The organism is Enterobacter sp. ECC-219, assembly GCF_043966805.1.
GTDB lineage: Bacteria > Pseudomonadota > Gammaproteobacteria > Enterobacterales > Enterobacteriaceae > Enterobacter > Enterobacter cloacae_N.
This window is the reverse complement of sequence record NZ_CP143680.1, coordinates 4,114,485-4,129,738: the sequence shown is the minus strand read 5'-3', so window position 1 is coordinate 4,129,738 and position 15,254 is coordinate 4,114,485. Positions and strand designations below refer to the sequence as shown.

The window sequence follows — 15,254 nt, the reverse complement described above, 5'->3', positions numbered from 1 at the left end:
GGCGTCTTGGCGTGTCGTATTCAGTGGAGAAACTAACGCATGAACAGTTTAAACCGATTGAGACCAGCGAAGCAATTCAGATGCCTTCCACTGGTGGGAAAAGATTCCCCGTTCGGCTATGTGGAGAGATTAAACGACCAGCCTGGTGAGAACAACTACCAGCCTGAGAACGCGATGGTAGAGGCTTTTGCTCAGATGAACGAGAAGGGGCGTGAGGAATGGCTGAAGTTAACCGGCGATTCAAAGACCACTACGGCGTCCCGGTCCGTGTCATCAGATGGGAGCCACAGACTCGACGCGTTATATACCTTCGCGAAGGCTACGATCATGAGTGCTTCAGCCCTCTTGAGCAATTCCAGCGTAAATTTACAGAGTTAAAGGACGACCATGAGCCTGTTGATGCCATCCCGGCCGATAGTGATAAACCCTGACCTTGCATACAGCATTGGCCTTAACGAGGCCATCGCGTTGCAGCAGGTTAATTACTGGCTTAAAGAAACCACCTCCGGACTGGAGCGTGACGGCGTGCGCTGGATTTACAACACCAACGAGCAGTGGCTGGAGCAGTTCCCGTTCTGGTCTGAGTCTACGCTGAAGCGCACATTCACCCGCCTGAAGAACCTCGGCGTGCTCAAAGTTGAGCAACTGAACAAGTCTCAGCGCGACATGACGAACTACTACACGATCAACTACGAAAGCGAACTTTTAGATGAGGTCAAAGTGACCAACTCGAAGAGTTCAAATTGCACTCTTCCATCAGGTCAAAATGAACCGATGGAAGAGGTCAAAGTGAAACGCTCCATCGGGTCAAAACGAACCGCTCTCATCAGGTCAAATTGCACTGATGTTCTTACAGAGAATACAACAGAGAATACTACAGATATTAAAAACCCTATTTGTCAGGTTGCGCCGCAACCAGACGGTGATGTGTTGATCACCGATCAGGCTAAACAGGTTTTAACCCATCTTAACCAGGTGACCAGTTCGCGTTATCAGGTTTCAACAACCTCCCTGCAAAACATTCGTGCCCGAATCGGGGAAGGTTACACCGTTGAAGAGTTATCGCTGGTGGTGGACTACTGCAACGCCAAGTGGTGCGAAGACCTCACGATGTCGGCCTACCTTCGCCCACAGACTCTTTTCCAGCCAACAAAGTTCCCTGGCTATCTGAAGTCAGCGAAAAGCTGGGCCAAAGCTGGGCGTCCTCCTCGCGTCAACGGAGAGTGGGCCCGAGAGGATGGCGTTTTCCGTTCCAGCTTCCAGAACACTGATTACAGCAAAGTCCCCAACGGTTTCAGAGGAGCGAACTCATGAGCTTTCTCAAAACAATCCAGCTGTTCGTAGCCAATAACCCCGGACTGACGAACAAGCAGATCGCCGCAGAACTCCCGGAGTACGCATTGCACAGTGTTCAGCGTGCGGTATGCCGCCTGGTCATGCTTAACCGCGCTGAGCGCAAAGGTGTGCGTCCTAACTTCCGTTACTACGCAAAGGCACCTGTTGGTCCAATTGGGCCTATTGTCCCGCGCTACCCGGTACAAAAAGCCGAAGTGATGCCTGAGCCAAAACAGGAAAGCGCACCAAACCCTGCTGTCATTGCGATGATGGACAAGGCTAAAGAGTTATCTGACAAGGGACTTTATCTGCGTGCTGCGACCGTTCTGATGGAGGCATTCAATCGCTCAAAGAACGAAACCATGCGAGCCAAAATTCTCAAAGAGCGTAAGCGCTGCCTGAGCATGGCGCCGAGGGTTAAAACCACCGGTGATGGCTGGTGTCTGGCTGGCCGAGCGAGGAACGTCTGATGAAATACTCTCTGATTTACGCTGACCCAGCTTGGCTCTATGACAACAAAGCCAGCAACGGTGCAGCAGAAGACCACTACGGCACGATGAAGCTTATCGACATGAAGCGTCTTCCGGTTTGGGACCTTGCTGCAGATGATGCCGTTCTGGCCATGTGGTTCACCGGCACACACACCCGAGAGGCAATCGAACTGGCTGAGGCGTGGGGATTTAAGGTCCGCACTATGAAGGGATTCACCTGGGTTAAGCTCAACCAACTGGCAGAGCAGCACATCAACAAAGCGCTTCAGGCTGGTGGAGTAGAGGACTTTTACGACTTCCTCGACCTGCTTAACGAGCAGACCCGCATGAACGGCGGTAACTACACCCGAGCCAATACCGAAGACATGCTGATCGCCACCAGGGGAAATGGACTTGAGCGTCAGTGCGCGAGCATCAAGCAGGTTATCTACAGTCCACTCGGCGAACACAGCCAGAAACCAGCAGAGGCCCGTTTCCGTCTCGAGAAGCTTTACGGTGACGTTCCTCGCATCGAGCTGTTCAGCCGTTGCGGTGCGCCTGGCTGGGACCATTGGGGAAATCAGGCTGAGCGGCCAGCCGTTCATTTGTTACCGGGTGTTGTCTGCGCCATCGACTGGGCTAAAGGGGAGGTTGCATGAAGAAGCTTTCTGTCGAGGAAAACAATGCTGTACGTGACGTTGCCCGTCAATGCTCTGATGCCATTAAGAAAGCCCTGAAGAAGAAGCCAAAGCCAAGCTGGAATGTCGTTGTACCTCCGATCCTGAAGGAGTACCACGAGAAGGTGAAACCGATGGGAGTAAGTCTGGTGATGTTCAACAGCGTAATCGGACGCCTGAACGGGCGTTATGGAGTTGAGTCATGATCGAATTAACGCCGCGTCAGAGTGAAGTTTATAAAGCTATCAAGGTTCACATTGAAAAGGTTGGCTTCCCACCAACTTTAATAGAGCTTGCTGAACTGATTGGTTGCTCATCGCAGAACGCTGCTGCTGAGCATGTTAAGGCGCTAAAGAAAAAGGGTTACCTCTCTATTGCTCCTGGCGTTGCCAGGGGCATTACCGTCGTCAAAACAGAATTGGATGCTGATCCGGTAGCGATCATTAAAGGCCTGTTATCCGGAGGAGACATGGCCAGAGATAACGCGGTTGAATGGCTGAAAAAACAGGGAGTGATTTTATGAAACTGGTGCTCCCGTTCCCACCGAGCGTAAACACCTACTGGCGAGCCCCTAACAAGGGGCCGTTAAAAGGCCGCCATCTTATCAGTGAGAAAGGCAGGGCATATCAGAGTGCGGCATGCGCAGCGATTATTGAGCAGCTGCGTTGCCTTCCAAAACCATCATCGTCACCAGCTGCGGTGGAGATCCTTCTCTTTCCGCCAGATGCACGCCGCCGCGACATCGACAACTACAACAAGGCTCTTTTTGACGCGCTTACTCACGCTGGCATCTGGGAGGATGACAGTCAGGTGCAGAGAATGCTGGTGGAGTGGGGCCCGAAAGTACCCGGCGGACGAGTAGAGATATCGATCACGAAACATGAACCTCTGGCGGGTGCAGCCGCCTGATAAGTGGAGATGAGCATGCAACAGATGATTAACGTTAAAAATGATCCTGGCTTCCCTGCTATGACCAGCCTTGAAATTGCCGGGCTGTGTGAAAAGCGACATGACCATGTTTGCCGCGATATTAAAGTGATGCTGGAACAGCTCAATATTCAATCTCCCCAAATTTGGGGAGAATACCGGGACGACATGGGAAGGGCATACCCATGCTTCCATCTTCCAAAGGATTTATGCCTGACGCTGGTATCTGGCTATAACGTCGTTCTTCGTAAGCGAATCATTGATCGATGGCTGGAGCTTGAGCAGCAAAATCAGCCAAAGGTACCACAGTCTTTTTCTGAGGCGCTTCGCCTGGCTGCAGAACTGGAAGAGCAAAAGCAGATGCTCACTGACCAGCTGGCTATAGCAGCACCGAAGGCTGAATTTGTTGATCGCTATGTGGTGGCCACTGGTTCAATGACATTCCGCCAGGTTGCCAAGCTTCTCAACGCAAAAGAACCTGAGTTCCGGCTTTTCCTGCTCGACAACCACATCATGTATCGCCTGAACGGTACGCTAACGCCATATCACCAGCACATCGAGGCAGAACGCTTTGAGGTGAAGACTGGGACCACAAATGCATCCAACTATGCCTTCAGCCAGGCAAGGTTCACGGCGAAGGGGGTTAAATGGATTGGTGGCCTTTGGGCTGAACATATCGCTAAGGGGCAAATTGCGTGAGAGCCATACTGACACCTGAAGTTGCGCCAATGTCCGGAGTTGTACTGTTCCGCCCTGGCAACGAGTTGCTGTGGCTGTTTCGTCGTGGCCGAGTGGTGATTGAAAAGCCTTCCGAAGCAATCCAGCACTTGCCTTCTGGTCTGATCCCCGAAGCACACCAGCCACTGACAGATGATGTCAGCATGCAGGCGCTTTTTCAGAACGAGCGGGTAATTCAGCGCGCTGGTGGACTTAGTAGCCTTGATGCCTGGCTGGAGCGTAAATTCGAATGTCAGTGGCCCCATAACGACTGGCATTCGAAGGACTATACGGTGATGCGTCACGCGCCCGGAAGCATTCGCCTTTGCTGGGGCTGTGATAACCAGTTGCGTGAACACACCACTGAAAGACTGGCAGGAATTGCCATGCAGAACCTGGTAAAATGGTTACTCGAAAGGGTGAATATTATGCTGGGCTTTAGCGCAGACCACACCCTGACGCTGCCGGAGTTCTGCTGGTGGATGGTACGTAACGATCTGGCTGACCTTATTCCTGAATCAGTGGCTAACCAGGCACTCAGGATTAAGCCTGAATCGCACAGTTCAGTGATGCGTGAAAGCGACATTGTGCCGTCATTACCGGCTACTGAAATCCTCCAGGAGAAAGTTAAGAAGATAGTCTCGGTGAAGGTCGATCCTGAATCACCGGAATCTTTCATGCTGAGGCCAAAGCGCCGCCGCTGGGAGAACGATAAGTACACCCGCTGGGTTAAGTCGCAGCAGTGCAGTTGCTGCGATAACCCGGCAGACGACCCCCACCACCTGATAGGCCACGGGCAGGGTGGAATGGGTACCAAAGCGCACGACCTGTTTGTGATACCGCTGTGCAGAGCGCATCACGACGAGTTGCACGCTGATCCTGTGGCATTTGAAGCGAAATACGGCGACCAGTTGGTGCTGTTGTTTCGGTTTTTAGATCGTGCGCTGGCAATCGGCGCACTGGCGTAAGTGGAGACGCAACATGATCAATCCTTCTGAAGTTGGCAAATCCGGCGAGATGGTTCGCCTTCGCACTCTCGAAAGCATCTGGGTACAGGGTAAGCTCCGCATGTGGGGCCGCTGGTCTTATATCGGTGGTGGTTCAGGCGGAAACATGTTCAACCAACTGCTGGCATCGGGGAAAATCACCAAGACCGCAATCAACGATGCGCTGCGCCGCATGAAGAAGTCCGGCATCACCAAACATGAACTGGAAGCATACCTGCGTGAAATTCTCGACAGCAAAAACAAAAGCGGCCTGGCGTTCTGCTCCGACGAAGAGGGGCTCAAGGTGGATGGTGTTATTGCTTCGGTCCTGATGAATGATGAATACCGTGGATTGTATGGCGTAATCGTTGACCGTCATAGGCTGCGTAAGAGCAAACTGCAGATGGCCAACGAGCTGAATGCAAAACACCCTGACTGGACCCTTATCACATGCCGTCGCCGAATCGACACATGGGTAAGTTTGGCAGAATCGATCCTGTACGCTCCACTATGTGACGCGTTTGGCACAAATAGCGACAGATTTAAGTTGCAGATTGAGCAAGAAAGTGCTTAAATTGTGTTAAGCTCGGGACGTTAAAGCGAACTGAGCAACAAATAAATGAAACCCGCATCAAGCGGGTTTTTTTTATTACCTTATGATGTAAATACTTGTTGTTGGCGTTGAATTAGGTTTTTCACTTTGCGTTTTGGTCAACATCACCATAACAATTATCGCCACTATAACAAGTGGGAAAATAGCCAGGTTAAGATACTTCGAAGAAGATAGTGTTTTTCTATAACGTTTAGAAGTTTCATTCGCAATATTCTCTTTTGTATTTATAACTTGTGACAGTATTTTCTGAAGTTCGAAAATATATTTCTTTCTTTCGTAATGTGTAAATTTACGATTTTCTCTAGGTGGTAAAGAGCCATCAGAACTACCATACCCGAGCATTTTAGGCAGAAGATCGCCATGAGAATTAAGTGCTGACTCATAGATCTCAAACATTTGTTTATCAAAGAACATCACTCTTACTCGCAATTCTCTTAACTTTTCATAATTTGGTGGCAACTTTTCATTTGCTGTTCTCAAAGAGGCAAAACTGACAGATTTGCTGAATAATAATGTTTGAATTAAGAATTCCGTGTTGTTTTGCAATCTTTCAAGCGCGGCGTGAGTCTCTATTCCCAGCTTTTCAAATACAGAAAGTTTTGTCTCTTTCTCTTTTGAAGATGATGTAGCTGCATATGCCAAAAGGCCCGTTATTAAAGCCACAAGCAATGTTGCAACGGTAGTTAAGCTTGTTGCGTCCATAAAACCTTCGTTCTTCTTGAAAAAGAAAATCATTATATATGACTTTTAAAAGTTTCCCCTCAATTTTGAGAGGACTCACGGCAATAAGAGGGGGCTAAATGTCCGATCCTGTTTCTGGCACTACAGTAGCTGCTGGTGGTCTGATGGGGGCCAGCATGTTCGGCCTGGCAACCGGCATAGATTACGGTGTGGTGTTTGGCGCATTCGCTGGCGCGGTGTTCTACGTCGCTACGGCGGTTAATATCAGCCGCCTTAAACTGGTGGGCTACTTCATCACCTCGTTCATCTTCGGCGTTATCGGCGCGCCACTGCTTGGATCTTACTTCTCCAAATGGACGGGGTATAGCGACAGGCCACTTGATGCGCTGGGCGCGGTAATCGTAGCCGCTATTGCTATTAAGTTGCTGACGTTCGTTAACAGTCAGGATTTGGGCAGCCTGTTTGGAATTCTCTCGCGTTTACGTGGTGGAGGGGCCAGCAATGGTAACAAGTGATCCGAGTGCGATGGCGAATGCCCTTATCTGTGGGGTAATAGTCCTTGCTCTGATGTTCTACCAGCGCGGCGGGGCGAGACATCGCCCTCTGATATCGCTGATGGCTTATTTCACGGTGCTGGTATACGCCAGCGTCCCTTTCCGTTACTTGTTCGGCCTGTACCATGAATCGCACTGGTTCGTGGTGCTGGTGAATGTCCTGATATGCGCCGCCGTTCTCTGGGCTCGGGGAAACGTAGCGCGCCTGGTTGATGCACTGAGGCACTAATGAACCAATCACAATTTCAAAAGGCGGCTGGGTTAAGCGCCGAGTTAGCTGCGCGCTGGTTTCAGCCAGTAAGTGACGCGATGAAGGAGTTCGGCATCACTAAGCCGTTAGACCAGGCGATGTTCATTGCTCAGGTAGGGCATGAATCAGCTGGCTTCACTTTGCTGGTGGAGAGTTTCAACTACCGAATTGCGGCACTGGCGAACTTCATTCGTGCCGGACGCCTCACAGCAGACCAGGCAAACACGCTTGGCCGCCGTCCTGAAGAGCGGACATTACCGATTGAGCGCCAGCGCGCCATTGCTAACCTGGTTTACAGCAAACGCATGGGGAACAACGCTCCCGGCGACGGCTGGTTATACCGAGGGCGTGGGCTTATCCAGATTACTGGCCTCAACAACTACCGTGATTGCGGGAACGGGCTGAAGGTTGATTTGGTTAAGCAGCCTGAGCTTTTAGCCGAAGACGTTTACGCAGCCAGAAGCGCGGCGTGGTTCTTTGCTACTAAGGGATGCCTGAAGTATTCCAGCGACCTTTTGCAGGTGACGAAGATTATCAACGGCGGCACGAACGGACTGGAAGATCGTCGCGCTCGCTTCGGTCAGGCCAAATCAGTACTGGTATGAGGTTGATATGGGTTTAGAAACGATAATAGGTATTGCTGCACTTGTTATGGCTGCTATCGCTGGTGCCTTTGGCATTGGCCATTCACGCGGCACCAGCAAAGCGGAAGCCAAAGCAGACCAGCAGCGTACCGAAGAAAAGGCCGCAGCCACTGAAGCAGTAGCCGAACGCCGGGTTGAGACAACGAAAGAGGCCAGCAATGTACAGCAGACTGTTAACCATATGCCTGGTGACGATGTTGATCGCGAGCTGCGGGACAACTGGACCCGTAAAGGTTGAGGTTGTGGACACTGCTTGCGACTGGGTTAAACCTATCTACGGAACGGATCACGACTGGGATGTGCTGGACCGCCAGACGAAGAAAGACATCCTGGCGCATAACAAAGCGTGGCAGGCGAACTGCCAAAAACAGGAGTGAAGTATGCTGCTGTGTTCACATTCAATCGCGGGTAAGTTTCCATACCCGCCAAAAATAGAGAATCCGATGAGCGAAGCTAAACCACAGGACGGAAGCACCGTTAAGGGCTACCGCGAACTCTCTTACGGAGAAATCGGCAAGATGAACCAGTTCAAGGACATCAGCCGACAGTTCATCAAATTGCTTCGCGAACAAATGTGCGACATACCTCCGGGAGTCGACAGTTGGGAAGCCCAGGAGTGGATAAGACAGGCTGAGTTCGACATGAAGCGCGCATGCATGGCCGCATGTCGAGCAGTTGCCCGTCCAGATGCCGACTGTTAGCCATTACAAAGCTCACCTGCTGGTGGGCTTGACAATGGTTATTTACTCTAATACCAAAGCAGTTATATTCACTGGTATGGGAAATGCATCACATCATTCGCTCACTGACAGTTTCAGATAATATGATAAATTATTTCCTCACTTTCGACGTGGGGAAGCAAAATGAAGCACCTTCTGCACAGCTTTTTATCAAAATCTACTGATGGTTCTACATTCAAATACGAGATTTATTCTAAGTATCAGGAGTTGGGATATCATAAAAAAATCCCTGAAGGGACATGCCAGATCGTCCAGTCAGTTTTTGATGCGGATAGCAACCTGTTTAAGGTGGTTGATATCAACTTGAACATTGATGAATTATTTAAAGCCAATCAACCGAACCCTAATACTTGGTATTCTGATGGACAGGACCGCGTCAGTCTTGACATGGTTATTAGCTATCTTGATGCTTTAAATTAATCGCAAAATGAATGTATATGAGCCTCGCAGTAGCGAGGCTTTTTTATGCGCATCGCACGCGCACATAAAAGAAAGTCTTTCAGCTGTGAGACTGGGCAAACCGTTAACTTTCGGCGGCTTTGCCGTGCGACAGGCTCACGCCTAAAAGGAAAATCAAATGCAGGTCACTATTGATGGTGTCCCGTACGCACCTGCCTGCGAAATTTCATCGCGGATTGGCATTGCAATAACGACACACCAGCGCGCCGACGTTCTGAAAAGAGCTATCGAACAGCACATGAAGCACCTGCCAGCTGGTGCGCTGGTGGTTGTTGTGGATGATGGTTCAAAACCTGCAGCGGTAGTTCCCCACGGCGTGCAACTGCTTCGCCATGAAACATCACTCGGCATTGTTGCTTCGAAGAACGCCAGCCTGTCAGCCCTGATGGATGCCGGGTGCGAGCATCTTTTTCTGTGGGATGATGATGCCTGGCCCATCGCCGATAACTGGCATCTTCCCTACATCGAATCACCCGAGCCACACCTGGCTTATCAGTTTCTAGACCTGGCTGGTTCACGAAAGATTAACGATATGACCATTCTGTACCGGGATGATAAGCACATTGCTTACACCGGGCAGCGCGGAGTGATGCTGTACTACCAACGCAGCGCCATCGAGAAGGTGGGCGGGTTCGATCCGGTGTATGGCCGGGGCATGTATGAGCATCCTGATCTGGCGCTTCGCATTCACAATGCAGGCTTAACGTCGTGGGCGTTCGCTGATGTGGTTGGCTCTGAAAAGTTGATTCATTCAATGGACGAGTACGAAGAAGGCGCGCGCAGCATACCGAGGCCTGAGCGTGAAGCACTCGATAAAAAGAACGCTGTGATTTATGGGCAGCGCCGGGACTCAGGATATACAGGCTATGCCGAATATCGATCTCAGCGCGACGTAGTAATAACAACGTTGCTAACCAGCCAGCCTGACCCTCAGCGCGGTACGAAAATGGCAGCCTCACCTGATAAGTTGAGCAGGTGGGCCTCTTCGCTTCGGAATTGTGGCCGTATCGCGCTGGTGGATGAATTGCTGACGGCCCCGGCAGACGTTGAGCTTTACCGCGTTTCTGACGTGAAGATGAATGTCTATTTCCGACGCTGGCTACACATCTGGCAGCACCTGCGCGATCACCCTGAATACCGGTTCGTATGGTGTACCGATGGTACCGATGTCGAAATGCTTCGCGCGCCATGGGAAGAAATGCAGCCCGGGAATGTTTACGTCGGTTCTGAACCGAAGACCTACGCCGATACCTGGGCAAAGCAAAATCATCCTGAGCGTATCTATCAGGAATTCATTGAAGCGCACCGCAACGATGTGATGCTTAACGCTGGACTGCTGGGAGGTACCCGCGCTGATGTAATGGCGTTTGCTCACGGCATCATCCGTCTTTACTACCGGATCGAGAGCTATCGCTTCTGGAAGAAAGAACAGGCTGGCGCCGCGGTGGGTGACATGCTGGCGTTCGGCATTGTCGCGCAGTTATTCGCTGACAGGCTGGTCACCGGTCCTCTGGTACATACCGTTTTCAAAACTGATGGCATCGGTAAGGAGGCCGCCTGGTGGAAACACAAATGAAGTTTGTTGTGGTCGGCCATCACTCTCGCATGGGTCATGCGCAACGTCTTGCCGCGCTGCTGGATGCTCATCTGCTTATTGATGAGGGTAACCACGGCGCGAACTGGAATCATCGTCGCGCACTTGAGTGGGCAGCGGAACAAACATGCCGCGTAATAATTATTGAAGATGATGCCCAGCCTTCTAAAAGTCTTAATAAACTGGTGATAGGTCACTGGCTAAACCGCTTCCCTGATTGTCTGGTGAGTTTTTATCTCGGTACTGGCCGCCCGCCTCAGTATCAAATGCAGATAGCCGAGCGGCTGATTCTTGCTGATAAAACCAATGCAGACTTCATCACGTTGCCGCGCCTTATACATGGTGTCTGCTACAGCTTGCCACCGCAACATATCAACCGCGTGTTGTCTCAGTGGGATATCAGGAAGCCCGCTGATTATGCCGTGGGGGATGCATACGGCGGTGCTGTGGTCTATCCATGTTATTCGCTGGTGGACCATGCAGACTATGAATCAGTCGAACTTCACCCTGACTCAGCGCCACGAACGGAACGCCGTCGGGCGTGGAGGTTAGCCTGATGCCTGCGTTAATACCGAGAGCATGCCGCAAGCGTGGCTGCTCTGGCACAACTACTGACCGCTCAGGCTATTGTCCCAAGCACCTTAACGAAGGCTGGCAGCAGCATCAGCGAGGACAGAGCAGGCATCAGCGAGGTTATGGCAGTAAGTGGGACAAGCTGCGCCCAATCGTTCTCGACAGAGATAAACACCTCTGTCAGGTATGCCTGCGAAATGGAAGGTATACACCCGCTGAGACAGTGGACCACATCACCGCCAAAGCAAATGGGGGGACCGATGACCTGTCAAACCTCGAAAGCCTCTGCAAGCCCTGCCACAGAGCGAAGACAGCGGTCGAAAGATTCAAATGACATCAATTCTCATTTTAATCAACCGAGGGGGAGGGCGGGTTGAAAGTTCAGGAACGACGCGCCAAAGGACCGCCGCCTAACCTCTTTTCACATCGCCGCAGGTTAGAAAACTTTTTTATGGGGTCCCCCACTCGATGATTAATAGGAGTTTTCGATTATGTCTGGACCACCGAAAACCCCGACCCATCTACGTTTGGTGAGGGGTAACCCATCAAAACGCCCGATTAATGAAAACGAACCAAAGCCAACTCCAGGGGTACCCCCAACGCCGAAGCATTTCGACAAGCAGGGGAAATACTGGTTCAGGCGTATGGCTGAAGAGCTCGATGCGCTTGGCGTCATGTCGCAGCTGGACGCGAGAGCACTTGAGCTTCTGGTAGAGGTTTACACCGAGTACCGGCATCACTGCGATACGCTGGAGAGAGAAGGCTACACCTACGCCGTTTATAGCGACGAAGAGCCAGACGAAGGCAAAGAGCGAGAGATTCGCATGATCAAGGCTCACCCGGCCGCCATTATGAAAGCTGATGCCTGGAAACGTCTGCGCGCCATGCTCGGTGAGTTCGGCATGACGCCAGCCAGCCGCTCTAAAGTGAATGCAAAAGGTCCTGATGCGGTTGATCCGCTGGCCGAGTTTATGAAAGCGAGGGATTAATGGCTAAGGTTGCAGAAGGCATCCGCTACGCCGAGAGGGTGGTGGCGGGGGAAATTATTGCCTGTGAGTATGTGCGCCTTTCCTGTCAGCGTTTTCTTGACGATCTGGCACACGGCGAAGAGCGCGGTATTTTCTTCAGTGAGCCGCGCGCGCAGCACATTCTGAATTTCTATAATTTTGTGCCTCACGTAAAAGGCGCTCTGGCAGGCCAGCCTATCGAGCTGATGGACTGGCATGTTTTCATCCTGATTAATATTTTTGGTTTTGTTATCCCGCTGGTTAACGAAGAGACGGGGGAAACCGTTCTGCGTAACGATGGCAGCGGTCGGCCGGTGATGGTTCGGCGTTTCCGTACAGCAGATGTTGAGGTGGCCCGTAAAAATGCCAAATCAACGCTTTGCTCCGGTGTGGGGCTTTATATGGCTGGCGCTGACGGTGAGGGCGGGGCGGAGGTTTATTCCGCTGCAACCACCCGTGACCAGGCGCGAATTGTTTTTGAAGACGCGAAAAATATGGTCAAGAAGGCGAAAGCCACTCTTGGGCGGATCTTCGAATTCAACAAGCTCGCTATCTACCAGGAGCAAACCGCCTCCAAATTCGAGCCTTTATCATCAGATGCGAACAACCTCGACGGACTGAACATCCACTGCGCCATCGTCGACGAGCTGCATGCTCATAAAACCCGTGACGTCTGGGACGTTCTGGAGACGGCCACCGGCGCGCGCCTGCAATCGCTGCTTTTCGGTATCACCACCGCTGGCTTCAACAAAGAAGGTATCTGCTACGAACTGCGTGATTACGCCATCAAGGTGCTGCGTGGACTGGTAAAAGACGATACGTTTTTTGCAATCATTTACACCTTAGATGAAGGTGACGATCCTTTTGATGAAAAAGTCTGGCAGAAGGCGAATCCGGGGCTGGGTATCTGTAAGCGCTGGGATGACCTGCGCCGTCTGGCTAAAAAGGCGAAAGAGCAGGTTTCGGCCAGGATTAACTTTTTCACCAAACACATGAATATCTGGGTAACCGCTGAGTCTGCCTGGATGGACATGATGAAATGGGAAAAATGCGAGTTTATCGCCCCGCAGCACGAACTTAAAACCTATCCCTCCTGGGTAGGCGTTGACCTTTCAAACAAAATTGATATCTGTGCAGCCGCTAAAGTCTGGCGCGCGCCAGGTGGCCACGTTCATGCGGATTTTAAATTCTGGCTGCCCGAAGGACGCCTTGAGAAATGTTCACGCCAGATGGCAGAGCTCTATCGTAAGTGGGCCGAGATGGACAAGCTGATCCTTACCGACGGGGATGTAATCGACCATGCTCAGATTAAAGAAGAGCTGCAGGTGTGGGTTGCTGGCGAGAGTCTGAAAGAAATTGGCTTCGACCCGTGGAGTGCGACGCAGTTCAGCCTTGCGCTGGCAGAAGAAGGGCTGCCGCTGGTGGAAGTACCGCAGACGGTTCGCAATTTTTCTGAGGCGATGAAAGAGGTCGAAGCACTGGTATATGGTGGCCGCTTCCATCACAGCGATCACCCGGTAATGAACTGGATGATGTCCAACGTAACCGTCAAACCTGACCGGAACGAGAACATTTTCCCGAACAAGTCCACACCAGAGGCCAAGATTGATGGCCCGGCGGCATTGTTCACAGCAATGAGCCGCGTTCTGGTTAACGGTGGCAACGACCAGCAGGATCTCTCCGGATTCTTCAATAATCCCATCATGGTAGGTTTCTGATGAAAAAAAACAAACAGCCAGGCAGGGTGAAAAGCGCTCTGCTTAACTGGCTCGGTGTGCCTATCAGCCTGACTACCGGCACGTTCTGGGAGGAATGGTTTGGTACCAGCAGCAGCGGAAAGGTGGTAACGGCCGAAAAAGCCATCCAGCTATCGGCTGTATGGGCATGCGTAAGGCTGTTAAGCGAGTCTATTTCAACCCTTCCGCTGAAAATATACGTTAGACAGCCTGACGGTTCGCGTAAAGCGGCAACCGACCACCCGGCTTATTCTGTACTGTGTCGTCGTCCTAATTCAGAAATGACTCCATCACGCTTTATGCTGATGGTGGTAGCCAGTATTTGCCTGCGCGGGAACGCCTTCATTGAGAAGAAATTCATCGCAAATCGCCTGGTTTCGCTGGTGCCTTTACTGCCGCAGAACATGGTGGTTAAACGTCTCACTACCGGGGCGCTGGAATACAAATACACTGAAAACGGAAACGAGCGCGTCATTCCGGTCAAAAGCATCATGCACATTCGCGGCTTCGGTCTGGATGGTGTTTGCGGCATGATGCCGATGAAGACTGGCCGGGATGTGATCGGTTCTGCAATGGCGGTAGAAGAGTCTGCGGCAAAAATATTCGAGCAAGGATTACAAAGTTCTGGCTTCCTGACAGCGGAACAAGCATTAAGCGATGAGCAGAGGGAAAGGCTCCGAGAGTACATGGCAAAGTTCACCGGCTCAAAGAATGCCGGAAAAATAATGGTGCTGGAGGGAGGGCTAAAGTACCAGGGCGTTACTATGAATCCCGAAGACGCCCAGATGCTGGAAAGCCGCTCTTTCAGTATTGAGGAAATCTGCCGCTGGTTTCGCGTGCCTCCTTTCATGGTTGGCCACACCACGAAACAAAGCAGCTGGGCATCCAGCCTTGAGGGCATGAACCTGCAGTTCCTGACTCATACTCTTCGACCGCTGCTGGTGAATATTGAGCAAGAAATTGGCCGGTGTTTACTCGACAGCGATGACGAAGTGTTTGCAGAGTTCTCTGTTGAAGGACTGCTGCGCGCTGACAGCGCAGGGCGTGCTGCTTACTATACCAGCGCGCTTCAGAATGGCTGGATGTCCCGTAATGACGTTCGTCGTCTTGAGAACATGCCGCCAATTGAAGGGGGCGACATTTACACCGTTCAGCTCAACCTGACTCAACTGAAAAATCTCGAAAGCAGCAACCCTGCTGTTCAGGCACTGGCCTTGCGAGAGCTGCATAACCACGTATTCCCCGATATTTCCTTTGAACAATCTCCGCTGAAACAGGCCGCTTAGGAGCA

The 15,254-nt window shown here is 51.5% G+C and carries 24 protein-coding genes; 23 read left to right on the top strand and 1 reads right to left on the bottom strand.

Annotation, left to right across the window (positions count from 1 at the left end):
* Positions 1 to 218: 218 nt before the first annotated feature.
* From V1603_RS19680 to V1603_RS19635, 10 genes are read left to right on the top strand one after another with little or no spacing between them, the layout of a single operon-like run.
* The gene (locus V1603_RS19680; protein WP_071993458.1) at positions 219 to 431 is read left to right on the top strand and encodes a DUF4222 domain-containing protein; all 213 of its coding nucleotides are present in this window, start codon (positions 219 to 221) and stop codon (positions 429 to 431) included.
* Entirely contained in the window at positions 388 to 1,314 is a 927-nt protein-coding gene (locus tag V1603_RS19675; RefSeq protein WP_395313137.1) for a conserved phage C-terminal domain-containing protein, read from the top strand. Before V1603_RS19680 ends, V1603_RS19675 begins: the two co-directional genes overlap by 44 nt.
* The gene (locus V1603_RS19670) at positions 1,311 to 1,805 is read left to right on the top strand and encodes a hypothetical protein (protein WP_395313136.1); all 495 of its coding nucleotides are present in this window, start codon (positions 1,311 to 1,313) and stop codon (positions 1,803 to 1,805) included. Before V1603_RS19675 ends, V1603_RS19670 begins: the two co-directional genes overlap by 4 nt.
* A complete protein-coding gene (locus V1603_RS19665) occupies positions 1,805 to 2,464 on the top strand; it encodes an MT-A70 family methyltransferase (RefSeq protein ID WP_248189580.1) in 660 nt (219 codons plus the stop codon). Before V1603_RS19670 ends, V1603_RS19665 begins: the two co-directional genes overlap by 1 nt.
* Positions 2,461 to 2,688 carry a hypothetical protein gene (locus V1603_RS19660; protein ID WP_058672037.1) on the top strand — a complete coding sequence of 76 codons (228 nt, stop codon included), beginning with the start codon at positions 2,461 to 2,463 and terminating at the stop codon, positions 2,686 to 2,688. Before V1603_RS19665 ends, V1603_RS19660 begins: the two co-directional genes overlap by 4 nt.
* Positions 2,685 to 3,005 (top strand): LexA family transcriptional regulator, encoded by a 321-nt coding sequence (locus V1603_RS19655; protein WP_395313135.1) that lies wholly within the window; start codon positions 2,685 to 2,687, stop codon positions 3,003 to 3,005. Before V1603_RS19660 ends, V1603_RS19655 begins: the two co-directional genes overlap by 4 nt.
* On the top strand, positions 3,002 to 3,391 hold the full coding sequence (locus tag V1603_RS19650; protein ID WP_125372238.1) for a RusA family crossover junction endodeoxyribonuclease: 390 nt from the start codon (positions 3,002 to 3,004) through the stop codon (positions 3,389 to 3,391). The genes V1603_RS19655 and V1603_RS19650 overlap by 4 nt, the downstream gene beginning before the upstream one ends.
* Positions 3,392 to 3,406: 15 nt before the next feature.
* On the top strand, positions 3,407 to 4,108 hold the full coding sequence (locus V1603_RS19645; RefSeq protein ID WP_395313134.1) for a phage antirepressor KilAC domain-containing protein: 702 nt from the start codon (positions 3,407 to 3,409) through the stop codon (positions 4,106 to 4,108).
* Complete coding sequence (locus V1603_RS19640; RefSeq protein WP_395313133.1) at positions 4,105 to 5,094, top strand: DUF968 domain-containing protein; 990 nt, start codon at positions 4,105 to 4,107, stop codon at positions 5,092 to 5,094. The genes V1603_RS19645 and V1603_RS19640 overlap by 4 nt, the downstream gene beginning before the upstream one ends.
* A 13-nt stretch (positions 5,095 to 5,107) precedes the next feature.
* Positions 5,108 to 5,686 carry a DUF1133 family protein gene (locus V1603_RS19635; RefSeq protein ID WP_395313132.1) on the top strand — a complete coding sequence of 193 codons (579 nt, stop codon included), beginning with the start codon at positions 5,108 to 5,110 and terminating at the stop codon, positions 5,684 to 5,686.
* Positions 5,687 to 5,761: 75 nt separating this feature from the next.
* On the opposite strand, the gene V1603_RS19630 is transcribed toward V1603_RS19635, so the two are convergent.
* The gene (locus tag V1603_RS19630) at positions 5,762 to 6,427 is read right to left on the bottom strand and encodes a hypothetical protein (protein WP_395313131.1); all 666 of its coding nucleotides are present in this window, start codon (positions 6,425 to 6,427) and stop codon (positions 5,762 to 5,764) included.
* A 98-nt stretch (positions 6,428 to 6,525) separates the two neighbouring features.
* On the opposite strand from V1603_RS19630, the gene V1603_RS19625 reads away from it, so the two are divergent.
* The 13 genes from V1603_RS19625 (at position 6,526) to V1603_RS19565 (ending at position 15,249) form a co-directional block, all read left to right on the top strand.
* Complete coding sequence (locus V1603_RS19625) at positions 6,526 to 6,921, top strand: phage holin family protein (protein WP_022648767.1); 396 nt, start codon at positions 6,526 to 6,528, stop codon at positions 6,919 to 6,921.
* Positions 6,908 to 7,189, top strand: coding sequence for a phage holin family protein (locus V1603_RS19620; protein ID WP_194400461.1), 282 nt, complete (start codon positions 6,908 to 6,910; stop codon positions 7,187 to 7,189). Before V1603_RS19625 ends, V1603_RS19620 begins: the two co-directional genes overlap by 14 nt.
* Entirely contained in the window at positions 7,189 to 7,815 is a 627-nt protein-coding gene (locus V1603_RS19615; protein WP_395313130.1) for a glycoside hydrolase family 19 protein, read from the top strand. Before V1603_RS19620 ends, V1603_RS19615 begins: the two co-directional genes overlap by 1 nt.
* Positions 7,816 to 7,822: 7 nt before the next feature.
* Positions 7,823 to 8,092, top strand: a complete 270-nt coding sequence (locus tag V1603_RS19610; protein ID WP_395313129.1) for a hypothetical protein — start codon at positions 7,823 to 7,825, stop codon at positions 8,090 to 8,092.
* A 4-nt stretch (positions 8,093 to 8,096) separates the two neighbouring features.
* Positions 8,097 to 8,231, top strand: coding sequence for a hypothetical protein (locus V1603_RS19605; protein ID WP_255298879.1), 135 nt, complete (start codon positions 8,097 to 8,099; stop codon positions 8,229 to 8,231).
* A gap of 66 nt (positions 8,232 to 8,297) precedes the next feature.
* Positions 8,298 to 8,555, top strand: a complete 258-nt coding sequence (locus tag V1603_RS19600; protein WP_199886868.1) for a hypothetical protein — start codon at positions 8,298 to 8,300, stop codon at positions 8,553 to 8,555.
* Positions 8,556 to 8,717: 162 nt separating this feature from the next.
* On the top strand, positions 8,718 to 9,014 hold the full coding sequence (locus V1603_RS19595) for a hypothetical protein (protein ID WP_395313128.1): 297 nt from the start codon (positions 8,718 to 8,720) through the stop codon (positions 9,012 to 9,014).
* A 157-nt stretch (positions 9,015 to 9,171) separates the two neighbouring features.
* The gene (locus V1603_RS19590; RefSeq protein ID WP_395313127.1) at positions 9,172 to 10,629 is read left to right on the top strand and encodes a glycosyltransferase family 2 protein; all 1,458 of its coding nucleotides are present in this window, start codon (positions 9,172 to 9,174) and stop codon (positions 10,627 to 10,629) included.
* Positions 10,611 to 11,204, top strand: a complete 594-nt coding sequence (locus V1603_RS19585; RefSeq protein ID WP_395314003.1) for a hypothetical protein — start codon at positions 10,611 to 10,613, stop codon at positions 11,202 to 11,204. Before V1603_RS19590 ends, V1603_RS19585 begins: the two co-directional genes overlap by 19 nt.
* Positions 11,204 to 11,554 carry an HNH endonuclease gene (locus V1603_RS19580; RefSeq protein WP_395313126.1) on the top strand — a complete coding sequence of 117 codons (351 nt, stop codon included), beginning with the start codon at positions 11,204 to 11,206 and terminating at the stop codon, positions 11,552 to 11,554. Before V1603_RS19585 ends, V1603_RS19580 begins: the two co-directional genes overlap by 1 nt.
* Before the next feature lie 157 nt (positions 11,555 to 11,711).
* Positions 11,712 to 12,209, top strand: a complete 498-nt coding sequence (locus V1603_RS19575; protein ID WP_080327451.1) for a phage terminase small subunit P27 family — start codon at positions 11,712 to 11,714, stop codon at positions 12,207 to 12,209.
* Entirely contained in the window at positions 12,209 to 13,945 is a 1,737-nt protein-coding gene (locus V1603_RS19570; protein ID WP_395313125.1) for a terminase large subunit, read from the top strand. The genes V1603_RS19575 and V1603_RS19570 overlap by 1 nt, the downstream gene beginning before the upstream one ends.
* The gene (locus V1603_RS19565; RefSeq protein WP_395313124.1) at positions 13,945 to 15,249 is read left to right on the top strand and encodes a phage portal protein; all 1,305 of its coding nucleotides are present in this window, start codon (positions 13,945 to 13,947) and stop codon (positions 15,247 to 15,249) included. Before V1603_RS19570 ends, V1603_RS19565 begins: the two co-directional genes overlap by 1 nt.
* Positions 15,250 to 15,254: the final 5 nt, after the last annotated feature.